General features: G+C 41.7%; 13 protein-coding genes. 2 read left to right on the top strand and 11 right to left on the bottom strand.

Annotated elements, in window-relative coordinates; translation table 11 throughout:
• Positions 1-8: 8 nt before the first annotated feature.
• From H8744_RS07165 to H8744_RS07145, 5 genes are all read right to left on the bottom strand, one after another.
• On the bottom strand, positions 9-635 hold the full coding sequence (locus H8744_RS07165) for an HAD family hydrolase (protein ID WP_262434194.1): 627 nt from the start codon (positions 633-635) through the stop codon (positions 9-11).
• Positions 632-3,322, bottom strand: coding sequence for a calcium-translocating P-type ATPase, PMCA-type (locus H8744_RS07160; RefSeq protein ID WP_262434193.1), 2,691 nt, complete (start codon positions 3,320-3,322; stop codon positions 632-634). Before H8744_RS07160 ends, H8744_RS07165 begins: the two co-directional genes overlap by 4 nt.
• A 163-nt stretch (positions 3,323-3,485) precedes the next feature.
• Positions 3,486-5,105 carry a tetratricopeptide repeat protein gene (locus H8744_RS07155; RefSeq protein ID WP_262434192.1) on the bottom strand — a complete coding sequence of 540 codons (1,620 nt, stop codon included), beginning with the start codon at positions 5,103-5,105 and terminating at the stop codon, positions 3,486-3,488.
• A gap of 71 nt (positions 5,106-5,176) precedes the next feature.
• On the bottom strand, positions 5,177-9,673 hold the full coding sequence (locus H8744_RS07150; RefSeq protein WP_262434191.1) for a carboxypeptidase regulatory-like domain-containing protein: 4,497 nt from the start codon (positions 9,671-9,673) through the stop codon (positions 5,177-5,179).
• 251 nt (positions 9,674-9,924) lie between these two features.
• Positions 9,925-10,431, bottom strand: coding sequence for a nitrogen regulation protein NR(II) (locus H8744_RS07145; RefSeq protein ID WP_262434190.1), 507 nt, complete (start codon positions 10,429-10,431; stop codon positions 9,925-9,927).
• Between the two features lie 173 nt (positions 10,432-10,604).
• Between H8744_RS07145 and rd the strand changes: the two genes are divergently transcribed.
• Complete coding sequence (gene rd, locus H8744_RS07140) at positions 10,605-10,772, top strand: rubredoxin (RefSeq protein ID WP_262434189.1); 168 nt, start codon at positions 10,605-10,607, stop codon at positions 10,770-10,772.
• Between the two features lie 139 nt (positions 10,773-10,911).
• Here the strand turns inward: rd and H8744_RS07135 are convergent, their stop codons facing one another.
• Positions 10,912-12,609, bottom strand: coding sequence for a Na/Pi cotransporter family protein (locus tag H8744_RS07135; RefSeq protein WP_262434188.1), 1,698 nt, complete (start codon positions 12,607-12,609; stop codon positions 10,912-10,914).
• Positions 12,610-12,691: 82 nt separating this feature from the next.
• On the opposite strand from H8744_RS07135, the gene H8744_RS07130 reads away from it, so the two are divergent.
• Positions 12,692-14,365: a nucleoside kinase gene (locus H8744_RS07130; RefSeq protein WP_262434187.1), complete on the top strand. Its 1,674-nt coding sequence runs from the start codon at positions 12,692-12,694 to the stop codon at positions 14,363-14,365.
• Positions 14,366-14,469: 104 nt separating this feature from the next.
• Here the strand turns inward: H8744_RS07130 and H8744_RS07125 are convergent, their stop codons facing one another.
• From H8744_RS07125 to H8744_RS07105, 5 genes are all read right to left on the bottom strand, one after another.
• A complete protein-coding gene (locus tag H8744_RS07125) occupies positions 14,470-15,828 on the bottom strand; it encodes a sulfatase family protein (RefSeq protein WP_262434186.1) in 1,359 nt (452 codons plus the stop codon).
• A 70-nt stretch (positions 15,829-15,898) separates the two neighbouring features.
• Positions 15,899-17,386 carry a RagB/SusD family nutrient uptake outer membrane protein gene (locus tag H8744_RS07120; protein WP_262434185.1) on the bottom strand — a complete coding sequence of 496 codons (1,488 nt, stop codon included), beginning with the start codon at positions 17,384-17,386 and terminating at the stop codon, positions 15,899-15,901.
• Positions 17,387-17,411: 25 nt separating this feature from the next.
• Positions 17,412-20,741 (bottom strand): SusC/RagA family TonB-linked outer membrane protein, encoded by a 3,330-nt coding sequence (locus H8744_RS07115; protein ID WP_262434184.1) that lies wholly within the window; start codon positions 20,739-20,741, stop codon positions 17,412-17,414.
• Positions 20,742-20,961: 220 nt separating this feature from the next.
• Entirely contained in the window at positions 20,962-21,945 is a 984-nt protein-coding gene (locus H8744_RS07110) for a FecR family protein (protein ID WP_262434183.1), read from the bottom strand.
• A gap of 79 nt (positions 21,946-22,024) precedes the next feature.
• Positions 22,025-22,597, bottom strand: coding sequence for an RNA polymerase sigma-70 factor (locus tag H8744_RS07105; RefSeq protein WP_262434182.1), 573 nt, complete (start codon positions 22,595-22,597; stop codon positions 22,025-22,027).
• Positions 22,598-22,697: the final 100 nt, after the last annotated feature.

Raw genomic sequence — 22,697 nt, 5'->3', positions numbered from 1 at the left:
GGATGAACTTATCTTTTAAAATGAAACAGATGACTCCAGTCTTCCCCGGGCTGCGGGGTATACGTAGCTATGCCCAATGACTTTGCCGTTTGGCAGTTGGCTACGGAATCGTCTATGAAAAATGTCTCTCCGGGTTCGATGCCCGCATCTGCCAGCACCGTTTCAAATATTTCCGCATCCGGCTTCACCATCTTCATCTCATATGAAAGGTATATCTTCTCAAAATAATCTTCCACCCGGAAACCCCGGTATGGGAAAGCGTGCTTGCACGACCATTTCCAATGAATTTCATTCGTATTGCTCAACAAATAGACCACATACTTTTCACGCAATTTCAATAGCAAGTCGAGCTTGGAGGTGGGAATACCAACCAGAAAGCTGTTCCATGCCCTGTCAATCTGCTGGTCGGTCAACGACTTTCCCGCCATCTCCCGGATGTTGTCGCGGAACTCGGCAGCGGAAACCAACCCTTTCTCCTGTTGCATGAAAATGCCTTGCTGATGATATACATTCAGCAATTCATCCACATTTTGTATTCCTAGTTTTCTGAAATTCTCTATGCAACGAGGACGGTCGAGATCAATCAACACGCCTCCGAAATCAATAAGAAGGTTTTTTATCCCTTTAGCAATCATCTTTTCTTATTTATTAAACGCTGAACGAAACGGATGATTTCCCCCACCCACAAGACGAGGGATGAAATACCGATGATCGCCAGCCACGTCTGCCAACCTAGAGGAACGGTACGGAACACCGCCCCACCGAACTCTACGATCAGAAATTGACCGCCAAGTATGGCAAGCACGACCAACTCCATCCCGTAAGACTTCGTAATTCCTTTAAATGCAGAATCGGTAGTCCCAAAAACTCTGGCATTAAATAAATTCCAGAATTGCAGCATGACAAAGAAGGTAAAGAAAACTGTGAGACGCTCCACCGTCATACCCCCTTCTGCATTTGTAAAATAGTATATCATACCCATTAACACCACTAAAAAGACCGTACCGACACCTAATATATCACGCCTCATCGATGGGGTGATGATGAAGTCCGTACTGCGGCGCGGTTTCTCTTTCATCACGCCCTCGCTGGGTGGGATCGAAGCAAGTGCCAGCGCAGCAAAGGTATCCATAATCAGGTTGACCCATAACATTTGAGTAACGGTCAGGGGCAATTCTGTGCCGATGAACGATCCCAGCAACACGATAAAGAGTGCTACGAAATTGATGGTCAACTGGAACACAATGAACCGTTGGATATTCTTATATAAGGATCGGCCCCACATCACAGCCGTACCGATGCTATTGAAAGAATCATCCAACAGGGTGATATCGCTCGCCTCTTTCGCAACCGATGTGCCGGTACCCATCGACAGGCCGACCTGTGCATGATTCAAAGCCGGGGCATCGTTCGTCCCATCCCCTGTGACGGCAACTACGGCTCCTTTCTGCTGGAGCAATTGCACCAGACGTTGTTTGTCGGTAGGACGGGCGCGCGACATGATTTTCAAGTCCATCACCCTGTCCAAAGCCTCGGCATCCGTCAACTCGGCAAAGGCAGTACCGGTGATGCGGTTTCGTTCCGTATCTTCCGGTTTCCATAGTCCGATCTGGCGGGCTATTTCCGTGGCTGTGCCGGGAGTATCTCCCGTGACAATCTTAATGCCGATGCCTGCGGACTGGCATTTTGCTACTGCGGCAGGTACGTCCGGGCGAATAGGATCGGAGATGGCAACCACTCCCAGGAAATTCAAATCATTTTCGGCAACCAATGCCACACAATCATCCGGAGCATCGGCATCGACTATTTTGTAGGCAAATCCCAAGGTACGCATTGCCATATTCTGGTACTCCTGCAACTGGACCTCCACCGTGGGACGGTATTCGTTCGCCTCCACCTTTCTGCCATCCAGTATCACCTCCTTGCATTTGCCGAGAACAATCTCCGGAGCGCCCTTTACATAAAGCACTTTCTTTCCGATCAGGGGCGACTGCACCAATGTAGCCATATATTTACGCTCGGTGGAGAATGTCAACTGATCAAGCACGCTAGCTTGCTCGCGCAATTCCAAGTAATCCTTATGTTGTCCGTTCAGCCATAACAATAAAGCTACTTCCGTAGGATTGCCCACCCCTTTCGGCTTCTCACCCTCGGCTGTCTCTTCAAGAAAAGCGGTAGAATTGGCACTGATCCCCTCCATCACAAGTTTGCTCAACTCATCATCGGAAAGTTTGCCCCCTTCTTTCAGTCCGTAAAAGTCAGGTTCATGCACCTGCATCAGATTCTGAGTCAGCGTACCGGTTTTATCCGTGCAAATGACCGTGATCGCTCCCATCGTTTCACAAGCATGCATCTTTCGTACAAGGTTGTTGGTGGAAAGCATACGGCGCATATTCAAAGCCAGACTCAGCGTGACGCTCATCGGAAGTCCTTCGGGGACAGCTACTACGATCAAGGTAACAGCCATCATAAAATATTTCAGGACAATCTGTGCGATAGCCATATAATTGTGCCAGCCGGTTATTTCATTTGCAGAGATATAATGATAAAGGTCCTTGGATACAAAAATGACAAAGGTGGCACCTGCCACGGCAAAACCGATCTTGCCAATCAACTTGGCGAGGCGGGTAAGTTGTATGTTCAGCGGTGTAGGTTCGCCGCTTTGTTCCGTACTCTGCCGTGCCACTTTACCGATCTCGGTATCATCTCCCACGCGGAGTACTTTCATCATTCCATGCCCATCGACCACCGTTGTTCCACGCATCACTTTATTGGAAGCATAAGTGGCTTCCTCATCAAAATCGGCTTCGATGATCGTCTTGTTTATTACAGGCTCTCCCGTAAGGTTCGACTCGTTGACTTGCAGGGAGATGGCTTCTATCAGCTCTCCATCAGCGGGAATTTCCTCACCCGTTTCAAGTACCACAATATCGCCTACCACGATGTCCTTTCTGGGAATCTCCTGAATCTTGCCGTTACGGATCACTTTGACAAGTGTTTCCTCATTGACTGCGTTCAATAAGTCAAACTTCTTGCTTGCGTCATATTCAAAATAGAAACCGATTCCCGTAGCCAGCAAAATAGCCGCAATGATGCCGATAGTTTCGGCATACTCATTTTCAATGACAGAAATAATAAATGAGAAAACAGCTGCAATAAGTAACACACGCACCACGGGATCTTCAAACTTTTCCAAATACAGTTTCCACAGGGAGGTACGTTTGGGAGGGGTAAGCAGGTTAACCCCATACTTTTCTCTACTTTTCAAGACCTCACTATCTGTAAGGCCTAAATGATAATAATCATCTTTTTTTGCAGTCATTCAGATACATGCGTTAAGTTAGGATTGCAAAAGTACAACATTAAATCGGGATAGAATGTTTATTAGTTTTTTTTAAGGTGTTTCCGTCGAATGCCTCCCTAAAGCCTATGCAACGTTCCGGACAATGCCCCGGCATAAAAGAAAATAGTTTAAGAAACGATCCCTAAATTCTTTGCAAAAAAAGAACAATATCTTCTTCCGGTTTCAATCCGATATGCTTCCTCAAGCGGTGACGGGTCATGCTGATGGTTTTAACGGAGTTTCCGGTTATCAAAGCTATTTCTTTTGAAGAAAGGTTCATCCTCAGCAATACGGCAAGGTTCATTTCACTGGCAGTAATACAGGGGAATTGCTCTTCCAGTCGTTTAGAGAAATCCCTGTTCTGTTCCTCTATCTGAAGGGCTAGCTCATCTTGTTGCTCTTCCATCTGGTACTGGGCAATGAAAGTATTCACCTTTTTCAGATGGGTAAGTTGCTCGAACGGCTCCATTTTGTAAGTTTCCCTGATCATGTTGCGTATCTTTTCAAGCAATTCGTTACGGCTCCTTAAGAACAGCAACATATACCCCAGTTTTTCTTTGGCAGCTTGCAATTCATTATCTATGCTGCCGATAGTCTCCTCCTTTTTCTTTATTTCCAGTTCCATGATCCGGCACTGTGATTGTTCCAGTTCATATTGCCGGGCAATAAGCTCCATCTCTTTCTTTTTCTTAAACCACCTGAAACGCATAAAGAACAATAAAAGGCAAAGCAACAGGACAATCACCGTAATGATCCAGTTCTTTTGCAGGATGGCAAGGTCATGCTTTTTCTGTTGCAATTCATACTCCTGTTTGAGCTTCAACAACTCCTGATTGGAGATGTAACGTTCCATGTCCCGGATGTTTTTCTCTGAACGAATTTCTTTATCGAGTTCTATCTGTTTTTGGGCGGCATTGAATGCCATCGGATAATCTTTTTGGGCAGCATAGATAAGCGAACGCAACTGATAATTCTCCAACAGAAGATTTTTCGCTTTCGCCCTCTGTGCATATTCTTTCGCCCGTTCCAATGCCAACAGTCCATCGTCATAGCGGTGCAGATAGTAATACTGTTTCCCCAGATTGTTATAATTCTCCCCGATAGACCACATGTTACCAAGAGACTGGTTTATCGAAATGGCTTCCTGGATAAGCTTCACCTTTTCATCACTGTTGCCCGGAGACATACAAAGATTGTTGATCACCGCAGCGATATTGCGTTGGTTATCCTGCTTCCTGAATATATCCAAGGCAAGATGGAAGAAATGATCAGCCCGGTCATACTGGCTCCCGCGATAATAAATGAATCCTTTATAATTATAAGAGATGGCAACACCGATTGTATCAGCTTGTTTTTGATAAATCCGCAAACTCTTATCAATATAATCCAAAGCCTTTTCCCTATCGTCCAGTTCCGTATATCCCCATCCGATCCCACTGTATATGTCAGCAAGAATAGATATTGAATCCGGCGGACAAAAATTCAACGCATTCAGATAAAGCCTCAGTCCTAATTCATGGTCTCCCTCGAACATCGTGATCCGGGCATAAAAAGAAAGCGCACGAGAACAGATTACTGCATCATTGATGCCTTTTCCTATTTCATACGCTTGTTTTGCCTTTTCAATAGCCTCCTCCGGATGAGAGGTATCCAGATCATAAGCTTGTTGAAGTATCGATTCAACATTCTCGTCTTCTTTTGCCAAAAGTCCTGTTCCCTGCCAAATGCAGGCAAGGAACAGGAATAGTATACGTGTTTTCATTCATATCTTCTTAGTGCGACAAATATAGCAAAAAAGAACAAATGAAAACCTTTGCAATAAGGATTATGCGCCTATTTTAGTACAATCTTACGCACTATATTCCGGTTTTCCACCGTCATGACTGAAATGATGTAAACTCCTTTATCCAAATGATTCAAGTCTGTCTCAGGCAGAACATCATCTGTAACCATCATGCACGTGCCGGTTGCGGTGAACAGTTTCATTTGCTTATAAGCACCTTGAAGAATCAGCTTATTCTCCGGAATCACGTAGATACCGAAATCGGAGTTCACTTCATTGATGCCATCCGGATTGTCCACATGAAAGTCAATAGACAATGGGGCGGATTCACCTGTTTTATACACTTTGGTGACAGATGCCGTATGATCACCGTTTGTCAATCCGGTCAATAAGATATTATTTTCCTGAGTCGTGGCTACACAGACATTATCTACATACACCTTATAGCCATCGAATGTACCGTATCCCGGTTCTTCCGTAGAAGTTACCTGATCTGTCCCAATAAAAATGTCATCTACCAAAAGAATGAATGCGCTCGGCGAAGAACTGTTCAATACCACATATTTAGCTTCTTTCGGAATGACATATGTATATTTTGTATATTCCGTGGGTACACTGATCAGTTCTTTATCAATATAAGTGAAACTATTCAATTGGGTATCGGTTGTAGAATAGCCCACACGTATTCTTTCCAATCCATTCTCGTCATTGTAACTTCTTGCATAGAAACTAAAGGTGAAATCCTTGTGAAAATTCAATTCCGGTGAGATCAGATAATCATCGCTTGTGTGCAGAACGATATTTCCCGATTCATCTTCTGTTTCCCTTGCTGCAAAGAACGCCAGGGCACGATCGCCTGAATGAGCCGTATGAATAGCCAATGGAGGTTCCGTTGTATTCGAATTGAATAGAATGGCAGCCATCTTTGCACGCATATTCGGGAAGGTCGTTGCGCCAAATCCATAAGTCTCCAAACCATCGTTGTCAATATATTGCCAACCGGTATTTCCAACGGGATTAATTTCAAAGTCTTCATAGGCTTCACTCTCAAATCCGTCTTCAATATTTCCAAATAAATCCCACATCAATTTCCATTCCGTTTTTTGTTCCGTGGGCAGGATATCAAGGTTACTTACCGGTGCAATGATCTGAACCAAAGTATAAGATAATTCATATTCACTCTCCGCACTTAAATCTACAGATACTACCTGTTGCTCAAATCCGGCTTGGGTTAAAGTCAAGGTGTAGATTCCTTTCCAGATATGTGGCAAGGAGGCTTTACCATCGGTTACAGTTATTTGATAATGGTTCCCCCGCACATCATCCAGCTTGATTAAAGCCCCTTCAGCATCTTCCGGAACGGAATTAGTGTTTATATTAAACGTAACGTCTGTGAACTGCTGGTGATAAACAGGGTTTGAAAATACTTTCTCAGAAACGAGATTGTCCACCGGGTAAGAAGCTGAAACTGCATATAAATAAGTATTCATAGGCAATGCATGGAACGAATTATCTTTCAAAGTCCGGTCGGTTGTACCGGAAACAACTTGTGTCCACTTATCCGGATGGTCCTTATCTTCTTGTGCAAGCCTCCACAGGTTATAAGTAACATTAATAGGATGTTCTTCTTTCTCAATCGCCTCTCCCTCGGCACGTAGCATTAAAGCCCCCGTCCATTTTGCATCTTCAAAATACGTATATCCATCAGGGAACGCATAATTTGTGCTATAACACTGTGTCTTACCACCTACTATTTCGGGATTATCGTCTTTAGCAAGGTTAATATTGCCCTCTCCGCTGAGTGCAATCATAAAACCGCGTGGCGCGCTGACCCGTTCGGGTAATTCGAATGTAGTCCACTGGTCGTCTTCGGTCGGCACTTCCTTTTGTGAGAAAAGCATTTCTCCCGTTGGATTACCCTGTTCATCGAGATCAATGATATAAACATGTACAAAAGGTTTCTTTTCATCATGGCTCATGGTATACCATTTAATACGGTAAAGTGTAGTAGCCTCCCGGTAGACGGCACCCAAAATATGTGTTTCTCTTCCTATGTCATAACCGATAGGCGTAGAAGGCTGGTCATTGTCATAAGCATATGCTGTCAGATCGACAGGACGATTCCAGCTAATCACAACCGATTCGTCTTGTCCTTCCTGAGTCATTGTTGCTTCTATCGTATACGGGGACAAATTCTTATATACTAATTGAACCGGATCATATTGTACATCACTTTCCACTATCAATGAATTACTCTTCGATTCGAAGTTATTCTTTTTTATCTCCAATTTATATTCACGGCTCTGGTACACTTGATCAAATTTGAATGCTCCGTCTCCATCCGTAGAGGTACGATAATAATTATACCCTGATAGAATTATCGTTGCCCCACTGACAGGATTTCCCTTACTATCATTCACAACTCCTTGTACTTTATACTGTGGCAACGTTTCCAAAGTAATATCTTTATTCAAAGCCACTTCTGGAGTTACAGTTATATTTTCTTCCCACTCTTCATATCCCAAAACACTTGCTTTCAACACATATTCTCCTTGAATGACCTCTTTAATATCATATTTTCCATCAGCATCCGTCTTACCCGTATAAGTCCTGTCACCGTTTAAAGTAATCGTAACATTTGCAATAGGACCTGTGGCTGTGGTAATCGTTCCGTTCACACTTCCTTTATCTTGTTCTTTAAGTTGCAGGTTATTGACTTGTAACATCATGCAGTTACTTACTTCGGCATAATGTTGGATACCTAAATAATAGTTCCCATCCTCTTCTTGTTCAGGTAAAATAATAGTTACAGATTCACCATAGTAGTTTTTAACAGACAAATCTTTGACAATAATAGTTTGGGCTTCCGGATCAGGCGCTGTTCCAAGAGTTATTCTGAACGTTTCACTATTATAATAGGCGGTATATGCTTTAAAAGACAATTCATACCTAATTCCCTTTTCCAGATATAAAGGAGGAGATACCAACCAGTTATCGACAGTTGTGAAAGGTGTGACATAGGATGAGGAGGTAGCACATCCTTCTCCTTTATACGTCTGTCCGAAAGACCAACTGGCTTCTGTATCATCCCTGTTATAAACACTCCACAGGTTAAAGTCTTCTTCCGTCAGAAAAGTAGAAGTAAAAGGAAGATGAATACTCTCTCCCAACGAAACGGTAGATGATAAAGCACTTCCTCCTTCACCATGAGCATTAAGGGCTATAATTTGATACGTATAGTTTGAATATTCCGTAACATTTTCATCAGTATAGGTTGTGGCCGACAATTGTTCAGCCAGAACTGTATTATCGGGCTGGCGGACTATTTTGTAAGTCAACGTTTCCCGATCAAACCAGCAGTCATGTAGTCCGTTAGTAGGAGCTTCCCAAGTGATAGAAGCACTCGTTTCACTGAGCTTTGATACTTCAACATTGGTCGGATTGCCGGGAACATCTTGCCCTGAGAAAGAAGATATCCATGCCGGAAATCCTTCTTTACCATCAGATGTATAAGTGATTATCTTATATTTATTAATTTTATTAGGAGCAGATAAATCTGTCCATTCCGAAGTCCCTCCTTTGGAAACGTTAGTTAATTTGTCCACCAAAGTATCGTTTCGATATACTTCTGCATACAACAAATCAGGCAATGCTTCTCCCGCAAGAGTCAAAGTCGGATTTGTCCATTTCAATGTTGACAAGAAATCTTCACCATATTGGGCAGACAAGTTATCAATCGCAGCAGGACTCTCCGAAACAGCATTCGTAAATGCCGTATGTAAACCACCCATTTGATAACCGGATGGGAAATTATTCATCGGTTGAATGCTCTGTTGAGCCAGATCTATTTCGTAAAACAACGGATTACCATATCGATGAATTATCCAATACAACCGCCCGCTGTTCAAATCGAAATCCATGCTTTGAAAGCCGCTACCATAAATTTCAGTAGAGAACAGTTCCACTAGTTCGTTATTTGTTTTATCTATGGAATAAACATATCCATTAGATGAAGTAACATAAAGCTGCCCTGTTATGTCAGCCGCTATGGCATAGAGTCCTTTATTTTGATAAATATTGATCAATGTTGGTGATCCATCTTCGGTATTTACACGTAACAGTGTCGTATTCGGATAATCATACCATAAAGCATAGAGCGACGAAGTGGTATAATCATATGTCATGTCTATAAAAAACGAAACCGCGTCCGACATGTCATTCACCAATGTCCGTAAGCCGGTTTGCAAATCATAAGCAAACAAACCTATAGGCTTTTGGTCTTTAGTAAGAATCATTGCATAATATTTGCCATTAGCATAAGTTCCTGCACTGGCAATCTCGTTAGCTTCAAGAGGAAACTTCATTTCCAAGTTACCAGGATTTTTCAAATCGAACAGAAAGATGCCAGGGTCGTCATTAAGTGACAGAACGTAGGCGTTCACCGTTGCTTTGGTTACGACCGGATCATTTTCCGCTGAAAGGTTTTCAGTAAAAAGAAGGGCAGTAAAGAATATGCCTGCCATTAGAAGTAATAATCTTGATCTCATAGCATTTGGGTATTAAATACAACATATTTTTCTTCACCAAATTTAAGAAAACCAAAGCATAAACTATGAGTTTCAAGGGAACAATTTACATCTACAAAACTAGATTTAGTATCCTTTTTAATACTACATTTATTTTGTAACTCTCTTATTATTAATCCACTTTATCTTTAAAAGCCTCTACAAATCGACTATCATTAGAAATATAAATCATCCGTCATCAGAATAGTATTAATCAATTGTCATGCTTTCTCTCAAACACGCTCGGCTCTTTTCAGATCAGTTACATCGTGTACAGTAAGTACCATACAATCTTCTCCATCCAGAGAAAGATAATTGCCGGAAACCAATACATTACATTCAATCGATTCATTATCGGATATACATAAATTCATAGTAGTCTCCAGATCAGTGAAATTCTTTTCATCGGTAAAAGCTTGCGTGATAGCTTTACGAACAGGACAGGATACACATAACTCATGCATTCCACATCCACCTGCGACAGATTGTGCATTCCGGCATTGCAATAAGTCTCCGACTTTTTTCTCTTTAGACCCCTTCTTTGTACCGGTACGCCTGTAATAATTTGTTTTCAACACCGTAAAATCTCTGTCTATTAACAGTACAAATGCATGTACACTTTTAAGAATAGCCGCTGCAATATCACTAGTTCGCTTTAACTCGTCCGTTTCTTTCTGTAAAACCAGACGTGTATGTATACGCCTTCTTCTCTCATAAAGGAAAGCAATTAAAAAAAACAAACATAAAACGATTAATAGAACATCTACTTTCATAAGTCTTTCAAATTGCCTGATATTATTGATTGTGTGGAGGCAAAGGTACAACTTTTCTGCTATAAAAAAATAGATATTAATGAACAAACAACTCCCTATTTTGTTATTATTAATATAACCAATTAAAAAAATAAAACATTATGAAGAAGTACATTTGCACAGTTTGTGATTATATTTATGATCCCGAAAAAGGCGATCCAGATAGTGGCATTGAACCAGGCACAGCTTTTGAAGATATTCCGGAGGATTGGGTTTGTCCACTCTGCGGGGTAGGGAAAGAAGATTTTGAGATCTATGAAGACGATTAATTGAAAAATTAAAAATAGAAAAAAAGGAGCATTGAAACTCCTCTTTTAAAACAATCACCCACGCTACAGCTATTTTAGTAGCGTGGGTGATTGCTTATTTATAAAATCTTAAGGACAGCCTCCTTTTCGTTTATTCAGATCAGGATGCTTTCTTCTCTTTCACATCACTGCTCGCTTCGACAACATTTACGATATAATCACCAAGTTTTTCACATTCGGCAATAATATCCATATAATAAACACCCATCTGATAATCGTACTCTTTATTGTTCACATCCAGAATATTCTGATTCTTCAATTGGTTACGATAGTTATTGATTTCATTTTCTATATTAAACGATTTGTTGACATCTGCACCGTGATGTTCGGGCTTCTCAACGACAACAATCATCTGTTCAAGAGCATCGTTTGTAAGCTTCATCATAAAGTGGATATGCTCATACTGTTTCTCTGTAAAGTCTTGATTCGTCTGCCGTTTCCGATTAATAGTACGTGCTAGATTATAGCAACTGTCACCTATACTTTCAATCTCAGTCACCTCGCGAAGCATGGCACGTATCTGTAACTTACTTTCCGAACTCAACCGCCCTTCGGACACCTGATTTAGATAGTTAGCTATTTCCAGTTCCATATTATCACTAATGTTTTCATACTTTTCTACACGGCTGAACAATTTATTAAAGTCATCATCCTTTTCAGTATGTAAAAGATCCCTCACCATCCCAAACATACGGTGTGTACGTTCAGCAAACAGATGAATTTCTTTGCGTGCTTCAAGAATTGAAAGTTCTGCAGTAGAAAGCAATCCTCTGGAAATATAGCGCAAGCGATATTCCTCGTCGGTGTCTTTCAACGGAAGCAATATACAAACCACACGTTCTATGCCCTTTACAAACCATATAAGTAGAAGTACATTGAAGATATTAAACGCTGTATGGAAGGCTGACAATTCAAAAGCGACTTGTGTTGCCGGGTTATGCTGATTCATAAAATCTGTAACAAACCAACTTACAGCCCTTGTAAAAGGATGGAAAATACAAAGCACGACAATTACGCCAAAAACATTAAATAAAAGATGCGCAAGTGCTGCACGCCGTGCCTGCGTATTTCCGGTCAAAGCTGCAAGATTGGCCGTAATTGTTGTACCGATATTCTGCCCCATCGCTAAAGCCGCCCCCAATTCAAAACTGATCCAGCCATTAGCACACATAATAAGAGTAATAGCCATTGTAGCAGCAGATGCTTGCACAATCATAGTAATCACGGCTCCAACCAATACAAAAATAATGATTGAGAGAAATCCCATATCCGTATAATTCTGTACAAATGCAAGCATTTCAGGATTCTTACTTAAATCCGGTGCATACATCTGTAAGTATGCAAGTCCCATAAAAAGGAAAGAAAATCCAAAAATAAATTCCCCGACAGACTTACGGGTACTTTTTTGCGAAAATAGAAGCGGAACGCCAAATGCCAGAAGCGGAAGTGCCATTGCAGCTACATCGATTTTAAATCCGAATACAGAAATAATCCAAGCAGTAACTGTAGTACCGACATTGGCACCCATTATTACACCGATAGATTGTGAAAGAGTCAGTAGTCCAGCATTTACGAAACTCACCACCATAACCGTGGTAGCTGAGGAAGATTGGACCAGAGCAGTAATAAGTATACCTGTAAGTACTCCAGTCACACGGTTCGTAGTCATTGCCGTCAAAATGGTTCGTAAACGGTCACCGGCAAACTTCTGAAGGCCTTCACTCATGATCTTCATTCCATACAGAAACAGCGCTAGAGAGCCCAGTAACTTTAAAAAATCATAAAAAGAATATTCCATCCTTTAATTAATTAGAGAGTTTTATTGTCATATCTATTATTAACCCCTATATTTACCTGTAAATGATAAAAAAAGAGATGTCATGAAACACATGTTACAAATCTGTTGCAAAAATAATAATATTTATAAAGAATTCCCTATAGGAAGTTCACTTTTGGATATTTATTACGGTTTTAATCTAAATTTCCCTTATCAGGTTATCAGTGCCAAGGTCAATAATCGCTCCGAGGGTCTTAACTTTCGTGTCTACAATAATAAGGATGTAGAGTTTCTGGATATCAGAGATCCATCAGGAATGCGCACCTATGTGCGTTCTCTATGCTTTGTACTATACAAGGCGGTCAATGAGCTTTTTCCGGATGGGAAATTATATGTTGAGCATCCTGTTTCCAAAGGCTATTTTTGTAATCTCCGCATCGGTCATCCCATCACTTTGGAAGATGTATCTCTGATTAAAAAGAAAATGCAGGAGATTATTGATGAAAATATTTCTTTCCATCGCGTTGAATGTCATACAGCCGAAGCTGTACGTATCTTCAGTGAACGCGGTATGAACGATAAAGTCAAACTGCTCGAAACTTCCGGTTCTCTCTATACTTATTATTATACCTTGGGAGATACCATAGATTATTATTATGGTAACCTGTTACCTAGTACAGGGTTTATCAAACTATTCGATCTGGTGAAGTATTATGACGGTCTGTTACTCCGTATTCCAAATAAAGACAATCCCGAGGTTTTAGAAGAGGTAGTAAAACAGGAAAAAATGCTCGATGTTTTTAAAGAATATCTAAACTGGAGTTCCATCATGGGATTGAACAATGCCGGTGACTTCAACCTTGCCTGTGAAGCAGGACATGCCACAGATCTTATAAATGTAGCAGAAGCTTTACAAGAAAAGAAAATAGCACAAATAGCAGATACGATCTTTAACCGTGGTGAAAATGGAAACAGAGTGAAACTGGTATTGATTTCCGGACCTTCTTCATCTGGAAAAACGACTTTTAGCAAGCGCCTATCCATCCAATTGATGACCAATGGATTAAGGCCCTATCCCATTTCGCTTGATAATTATTTCGTTGACAGGGAAGACACTCCCCGTGATGAAAATGGAGAGTATGACTATGAATCTTTATATGCCCTTGACCTTAAATTGTTCAATGAGCAATTACAGGCATTGTTGCGAGGAGAAGAAGTAGAATTGCCCCGCTTTAATTTCGCACTTGGGAAAAAGGAATTCAAAGGTGATAAGCTAAAAATAGACGAACACACAATTCTTATTCTGGAAGGTATTCATGCCTTGAACCCGGAACTGACTCCGCAAATTCCTAATGCTAGCAAGTTCAAGATATATGTGTCTGCCTTGACTACTATTTCGTTGGACGATCATAACTGGATTCCTACAACCGATAATCGGCTGTTACGCCGCATCATCCGCGACTTCAATTATCGTGGATACTCTGCACAGGAAACTATTTCACGCTGGCCCAGCGTACGTGCCGGAGAAGATAAATGGATATTCCCTTATCAAGAGAATGCCGATGTTATGTTTAACTCTGCTTTGCTTTTTGAGTTTGCAGTACTCCGACTTCACGCAGAAACTATCCTGACCGGAGTTCCAAGAAACTGCCCGGAATATGCCGAAGCTTACCGGTTACTAAAATTCATCAAATATTTCCTTCCTGTTCAGGACAAAGAAATACCTCCCACCTCTTTGCTAAGGGAGTTTCTGGGAGGAAGCAGTTTTAAATATTAGATGGAAAGAGAAGAGAATCCTTTACTTTACATAATTAGACAACTGCGGGATTCAGGTTTTACACTTGAATCCCGCAGTTATCTAATTATACAATACAAGGAATCTTAATTCTCCCCCCTCACTTTCCGTTTCGTATAATACCAGTTTATTACTTTCTTCGACATCTCCGAAGCCAACTCTGGATGTCTGTCAGCAATATTGGTAGTTTCGTTCGGATCTTCTTTAATATTAAAAAGTTCAAGATTCGTTCCGTCGCCATTTACCAATACCTTCCAATCTCCCCGACGGATACCTAAATGCGGACTTTGTTGGTGTACCTGTGCCGGACGATTGAAGTAGCGATTACGACCGAAATCCCACATCATGTCTTTCTGCCGAGCTTGGTGCTTAATCCCTAACAACGCCTTACTCATATCTTCACCACTGTAATTAAAGCCTGCAATTTGTTTTGCACCTGTAATGGCACACAATGACGGATATATATCAACGGCATTGATCACACTCTCATCATCCACTCCACCGGCTTTAATTTTATTCGGCCATACAATAATGAAAGGCATATTCACACCCCCTTCATAAATACTGTTCTTAGAACCGCGATGACCGTTGCTACGTACTTGATTGAATGTTGGATAAGCACCGTTATCACTGGTAAAAATGACGATTGTATTCTCTGCTAGCCCTAACTTTTCAAGACCATCCATGAAGCGACCGATCTGGCGATCATACTCTTCCAACACCTGACGGAACGGAACTTCCGTTGACCACAACTCTTTCTTGTTATAATAATCTGCCGATGGCACCCATGGATCATGCATATCATCCGGCCACAAATTCACGAAACAAGGTTTTCCCTTATGACGTGAAAGATAATCCAAGGTTTTATCTATAAAATAACCGGTACGTTCCCAACGCTTGATACTATCGTTCTCACTCCATATCCAATTAGAAGCTGTAATCAGCTTGTCAGGATCGGGGCTTTCATACGTACTCAGGTATTCATCAAAACCATATTTGGGGATCTGAGGAGCATCATCCACATCACGGCCACCCCCCATGTGCCATTTACCGATATGAGCTGTGGAATATCCCGCAGCCTTCAATGATTTAGCTATCGTAGGAGCCGAACTGTCCAAATAATCACACTGCTCACAATTGGCATTGTATTTACGGTTGTTCAAGAATGTATTAATCCCCCATTCGGTAGGAAACATACCCGTCGTCAGACCTACTCGGGAAGGCGAACTTACCGGAGAAGATGTATAATAGTGGTTAAACTTTAACCCCTGGGAAGCCAAACGGTCAATATTGGGAGTCATTACCCAACCACTGTTATAACATGACAAATCTCCAATACCCATATCATCCGTATAGATGATAACAATATTGGGCTTCTGAGTCTGAGCAGCTGCCATATTTGCCATTCCGGCACATGCTGTCAACAATAAAGCTGTTTTATTCATTTCATTTAATATTTGATGTAAGAAAATGTGTCAGCAGCCAGCAGCTACCAACACATCCCCTTGCGGTTTATTAATAACCTGTATTCTGCTTCAGCAACGGATTCGCGTCAATAGCCGATTGCGGGATCGGGAAATAGACATGAAAGTCTTGTGCATTCTTAATTCCGCGTTTCTGTGCATCGGTAATGAAGCGCCCGGTACGGATCAAGTCCGTTCTTCTCTTGCCTTCATACCAGAATTCCCATTTACGTTCATCCAAAATCTGATCCTGCAATTTTTTCTTATCGCCAAAATCACTCAACTTCAGATCATCTAATCCGGCTCTGTTTCTGACATCATCTATCAGGTCGAGTGCATCCTGGCTCGGACCAAACAATTCATTCATCGCCTCAGCTTTAGCCAACAGAATTTCTGCGTAACGGACAACCGGGAAATCGTTGCCATGTTCGTTTGCCTTGGCTGCTGGATCGGGCGGATATTTTGTACCGCGAATATTTCCCTTACCATTCGTTGGCGTATCTTCCAGAAGATCCACTGTTTTGCCATTCGCGTTTATGTACTTCGTCAAAATACGACCTTTGCGCTGATCCTTTTCATCAAAACTATCATAGAAAGCTTTATACATACGGTAATTGGAAGCAAAGTTAGACCATTGAGAATTCACTACACCTTCCAGATAGCCATCCAAACCTTCTTTGAATCCCGTAGGCAATGTCGTTGCAAGCAACACATTCGTCGCACCGCTATTGGCAAGATAAGAGAAGACAAGCATAAATTCCGAATTCTTCTCATTCTCTATAGCGAACATCTCATTGTAGTCTTTACAAAGTTCATACTTCTTACTCTTGATAATATCATCCGCTACATCGATACACTTTTGCCATTGATGAGTATTCAGGTACCATAAACAAAGTAATCCACGAACACCACCCCGATTTACACGACCATAAGCGGGTTCTTCACCTTCCAGATAAATATCACCCAGTATCTCTTTGAACTCAGTCTCCATGAAAGTCCTGAACTCCTCTTCCGAAGGACGCCCTAAGACATCGGGATCATTAATGCTCCGCCGGATAGGCACTGGTCCGTATTGATCCCATAAAGCATAATATGCCCACACCCGAATAAAACGCGCTTCGGCAATCAACTGCTTACGTTGCGTCTCATTATTAAAGCCACTGGCGGTAGGTACATTTGCCAACACGATATTGACATCACGGATCGCCTGCCACAGATTCATCCAGTCAAATGCTTCCAGCGTATTGGAAGGGTCCCAGTTGAAATTGATCAAAGGAGTAGCCGTACCCTCTTCACCTCCACCGCTCTGCCACAAAATATCGGTAGTCATTTCCCCGCGTTTCACTACATTCCGGGCACTGTTATTCTTACCATATGCATCGGCTATCACAGCTTCAATGCCCGCTTTCTTCGAAAGCAACGTAGCTTCGGTAAATTCCGATTTTACGGACTCATCCAAAATAGCCTCACAACTCTGGGTTAGGAACCCCAAGAGCGACAAAGATAGTAAATAAGTAGCTATATATTTTTTTGTTTTCATATCTTTCAAAATTTAATCGGTTACACTAAAAGTCAAGTTTCACTCCAAACATGTAGGTACGGGCACTCGGATAGGAGTTAAAGTCCATACGGAAGTTAACATTACTATTCGAATTCACCGTTGGATCCAAACCAATGTAATCGGTAAACGTAAATACATTCTCAGCCGTTGCATAAACCTGTAAAGAACTGATGAACTTAGAGAACTTAGGGAATGTATAGCTCAAACGGATCGTTTTCAGACGTACATACGAAGCATCGGACAGCGTTCTGGAGTTAACCACTTTACGACCATGTGCCAACGGATCGACAAATGAAGGGTATTGGTTCGTAGGATTTTCCGGAGTCCACCGGTTCAGATAAAGTTCCGAGAACTTGTTACGGCGGAAACTTAACGGGAAGTAGTTGTCAATCAAGTTACCATTCAACATCTCGACACCTTGTACTCCTTCAAAGAATACGTATAAATCCAAATTCTTATAACTAAATGTATTACCAAACGACCAAGAGAAATCAGGGAAAGAATCACCCAATACCACACGGTCGGCATCATTGATATACCCATCACCATTCTGGTCAACATATTTCAACTCGCCCGGTACGAACTTCTCTTTCATTTTACTGTAATCATCCTTTTCCTGCCATACACCGGCTACCTCCCAACCATAGTATGCATTCAACGGATACCCCGGTTTACGTATAGCTACCTGATCTACATGCAGATATCCTGCACCGATGATAATTTCATCCACACTGCCGAGACTCTTCACTTCATTCTTCATAGCCGAGAAAGTTACATCCGATGTCCATTTAAAGTCACCGGCATGGATATTCACCGTATTCAAGAATATCTCTAATCCTCGGTTATCGATACGCCCGATATTGGAAAGTTTGCTCGTATAACCGGTAGTCTGGTCAACGGGGAGTTGCAACAACATGTCCGTAGTCTTCTTCCAGAAATAATCGACACCTCCGGTAATGCGGTTATTAAAGAAACCAAAATCCAAACCGACATTAAACTGGTCGGTCGTTTCCCATTTCAGATCCGGATTAGGCATTTTACTGGGCTGAATACCATTGATTTTCTTATCTCCCCAAACAGCAGCATTAGCCACACTATACGTAGTCAACGACGGATAGTTACCAATGTCCTGATTACCGGTACGTCCCCAGCTGGCACGAATCTTCATGGAAGTAATCGCACGGATGTCCTTCATAAACGATTCATTGGATATCTTCCATGCCAAAGCGGTAGATGGGAAATAACCGAAACGGTTGTTCTTACCAAAACGTGACGAACCGTCTGCACGGAACGTAGCTGTCATCAAGTATCTGTCATCGAATGAATAGTTGACACGTCCGATATAAGAGGCCAGACGATTGCCGGTAGAAGAATTCGATAAACGATAGGTATCTTGGGCTCCCGCAGTCAGATTATCCGCTCCCAGAGATTCGTCAGGGAAGGAAGCGGCACGCATATTCATGCTTGAATTGCTGAAACGCTGATAACTGAGTCCAAACAATGCACCGAAAGAGTGTTGTTTGATCGTCTTGTTATAGTTCACCGTACCCTCGACAATGTAATTGGTCTTTTCACCATTCTGATTGGAACCTACTCCACCGTTGTCGCGTCCGAACTCACAAAGACTGGAATTAAAATTCTTACGGTTCTCGTTCAGGAAGTCAGTACCGACATTCAATTTGGCAAACAAGTCTTTGGTGATATGATATTCAGCATAAGCCGAAGCAAGGATTCTGTACGTATCCGAACGTGAACTCATACCTTCCTGAATAGCCACCGGATTGTCTACCGACAAAAGGCTTGAAGTGGCATAAGCTCCATCTTCCCCCCAAACCGGAAGTGTAGGGTCAAAATTATAAGCGGCATACAATACGCCGGCATCTTTGTTCACACCGTAACCATCGGCTACAAACTGGTCTTTCATATACGATCCTGTCACGTTCATTCCCAAAGTCAGCTTAGAGCTGATATCCGATTTCAGGTTCAGGCGCGCGCCCCATCTTTCAAAGCTGGTATTCTTTACGATACCGTCCTGTTTGGTATAGTTGAAAGAAGCATAATAAAACGTCTTTGAAGTTCCGCCCGAGAAAGACAACTGATGTTCGTGCGTAATGGCATTACGGGTAACTTCATCCTGCCAGTCGGTACCTGCACCATTGTTGGCAATATCCCCCACCCGGTTTCCTTCTTCACCTGTTCCGGCATCAATGATTTCATTCATAACACGTTTGTAATCGGTAGCATTCAGCAAATCCAATCTTCTTGCAGGTGTCTGTACACCGAACGAACCGGAGTAACTGACCTTCATCTTCTCGGAAGAGCCGCCACGAGTCGTAACCAAAATTACACCATTGGCACCTCTCGAACCGTAGATAGCCGTAGCGGAAGCATCTTTCAGAATCTCGATAGATTCGATGTCGGCCGGGTTAATGGAAGCCAACGGATTGCGCGGTGTGCGGCTACTGTTGAAACCAGAGATAGAACCTTGGTCTATGGCACGTGAGTTGTCGATAGGAATCCCATCGATTACATACAACGGAGAGACACCGGCATTGATAGAACTGGCTCCGCGGATATTGATAGAATATCCTCCACCCGGTTCACCACTGTTCTGAACAACGGTCACACCTGCACTTTTACCAAACAACATCTGGTCGACCGAGGTGCTGACACCCTCCTTCAATTCATCCACTTTCACTGAAGACAAAGAGCCTGTAATATCGCTCTTCTTCATCGTTCCATAACCAACGACCACAATCTCATCCAGCGTCTTGGTGTCTTCCTTGAGTACGACTTTGACGAAACTCTTGCCTTTTATATCTACATTCTGTACGATATATCCGATATAAGACACATGAAGTGTGCAATCTTCGGGGACTTTCAGTGAGAACTTACCGTCCAGATCGGTGATGGTACCTATTGACTGACTACCCACCACGCTCACATTTGCACCGATGATAGGTTCACCGGCAGCATCGGTCACTGTTCCCTCTATTTTACGGTCTTTCTGTTGTTGGATAGCATCTGTTTTTGCTTTATTAGCCAAAAGGATATAATCATTTTCAAACTCATATCCTATTTCCGTTTTCGCGAAGGCTTCCTTAAGAAGAGTCATAACCTGTGCAGACGTATTTTTTACATTTATCTGACGCTCGGTATTAATTTCCCGGTTACTGTACACTACCAGATAGTCCGTCTGTTTCTCAATCTCGGAAATCAGGTTTCCCACTGATAATGATTGAGACGGAAGTTTGATAACCGCATCCTGGGCTTTTGTGTTCGAGGCCACCAACTGGAGTGTGCCTGTCAAGAGCAAGAACAACCATAGTTTCATAACTCTAAAATAAAATTTAACGCTGTGATTTTGGACAATACAAGATAATAACAAAGGATTTTTCATATCTTTGCAATGTTAAGTGAATACTAAAATGTGTGTGTTTACTTCTCATTCAGAGTGGCGGATGGTGGTGCATCGGTCACTCTTTTTTTCTGTTTTTGATAAGATTATGTTCTCATAGGCAGTTTTTCGTATTATAATGGGTTACACAATTGGATTAACTTAAGGTGATTGTATTTTTATCTTTATCTATTTTGATTTTAAAGTGATGAATCTTCTGAATGATATGTATAATCTCTTCTATACCATCCCTTTGCCGGAATTTACAGGTATAACGCACTTTGGCGAGTGCCGGATTGGTAATATGTATTTCAACGTTGTAATACAATTCCAATTGCCGGACAATATTCTCCAACGTTTCATTATCGAAACTATAAATTCCATCTTTCCATAACAATGCCGCCGGATGCTTGATTTTTCCTACGATCATCTTTCCATTCCTTACGGTGACTTGCTGATTGGGTTCCAATATTACTCCTTTCGAGGAGATGCCTTCACAAGACACTTGTACACTTCCTTCCAAAAGGCAAGTTCGTACAATCCCCGTTTCAGGATAACTATATACATTGAACTTTGTCCCCAGCACCTTCATTTCCACTCCTTGGGACGCGGACACGATAAAAGGCTTTTCCGAATCAGGAGCCACTTCAAAATATCCTTCTCCTTTCAGGGTAACACGCCTTTCAGAACCTAAGAAGGAAGAGGGATAAGTCAATGTGGACTGTGCATTCAGCCAAACCACACTCCCATCCTGCAAAGTGACACGGGCGCGCTGCCCGACCGGGGCATACAACACATTCGTCTCGGCCATCAACTTCTTACGGAAAGTATCGGTAACTTGCCTTTCTGCCAACCAGTAGGCAGATAAGATCACGATCGCAAATACTGCTGCATATTTCATGATCCGAACCGTCCAACGATATCCGTTAATTCTACGAATTCGACCGGCAAATTGCTTGTATTTTTTCTTTCCTTCCTCCCTGTCTTCCCCATAAGAAGAGAGGTGGGCTAAAGCTCGTATATTCTGATATTCGACAAACTGCCTTTTAAGAGTCTCGTCCCTCTCCGCTTCACGCAGAAATTCCAATCTCTCGGCAACAGTCAGTTCGTTCTGAAAATATTTTAATATACGTTCGTCCATATTTTATCGGCTTGATACATAATGTAAACGAATAAGGAAAAAGAATCCGCTAAAAGAAAATAGTTTTTTTTATTCAAAATCATAAATAAAACAGGAAAATGAAAAGAGGAAAGTAATCCTTTAGTTCACTTTTTAGTTTCTTATAGGCAATGCCCATCTGACTCTCAACGGTATTTACCGAAATATTTAACTCAGCTGCAATATCCTTTTGCTTTTTGCCTTCAATTTTATTTTTAATAAAAATCTCCCTGCACTTCTCCGGAAGCGAGTCAATAGCCTTTGATAAAACTTGTTCGATATTCTCTTCTTCAAACAATTCGTTATCAAAAGCTTCCAATGAATAATACTTCATCTGAAGGGTAAGCCGATACTCTGCTTGCATTTTATCTTCCGTGTCCTTTGCCACAATCCTGTGCCGGAGAAGATCGATACAACGGTTCTTAATGGCAGTAAAAAGATAGGCAATGATATTGACAGGCAATGCCAGAATTTCTTTTTTTTCCCATAGTTCAAGAAAAACATCCTGCACAATATTCTCGGCATCTTCATCTGACAAGACATATTCACGAGCGAAATACTTCATTTTAGAGAAATACATAATGTATGTCTGCTCAAAATCAATGTGTTTTTCTTCCTTGATCACTTTATTCATTCCTATTAATATGATGGCAAATATACCATAAAATATATAACGATGAATCCGAAAATAAAGTAATATTATTTATCACTATAATAAGTTATGTCTAACAAGT

The sequence above is a fragment of the Jilunia laotingensis genome (genome assembly GCF_014385165.1).
Taxonomy (GTDB): Bacteria; Bacteroidota; Bacteroidia; order Bacteroidales; family Bacteroidaceae; genus Bacteroides; species Bacteroides laotingensis.
Note: the sequence above shows the minus strand (reverse complement) of the source record. Positions and strands in the feature narration are given on the sequence as shown.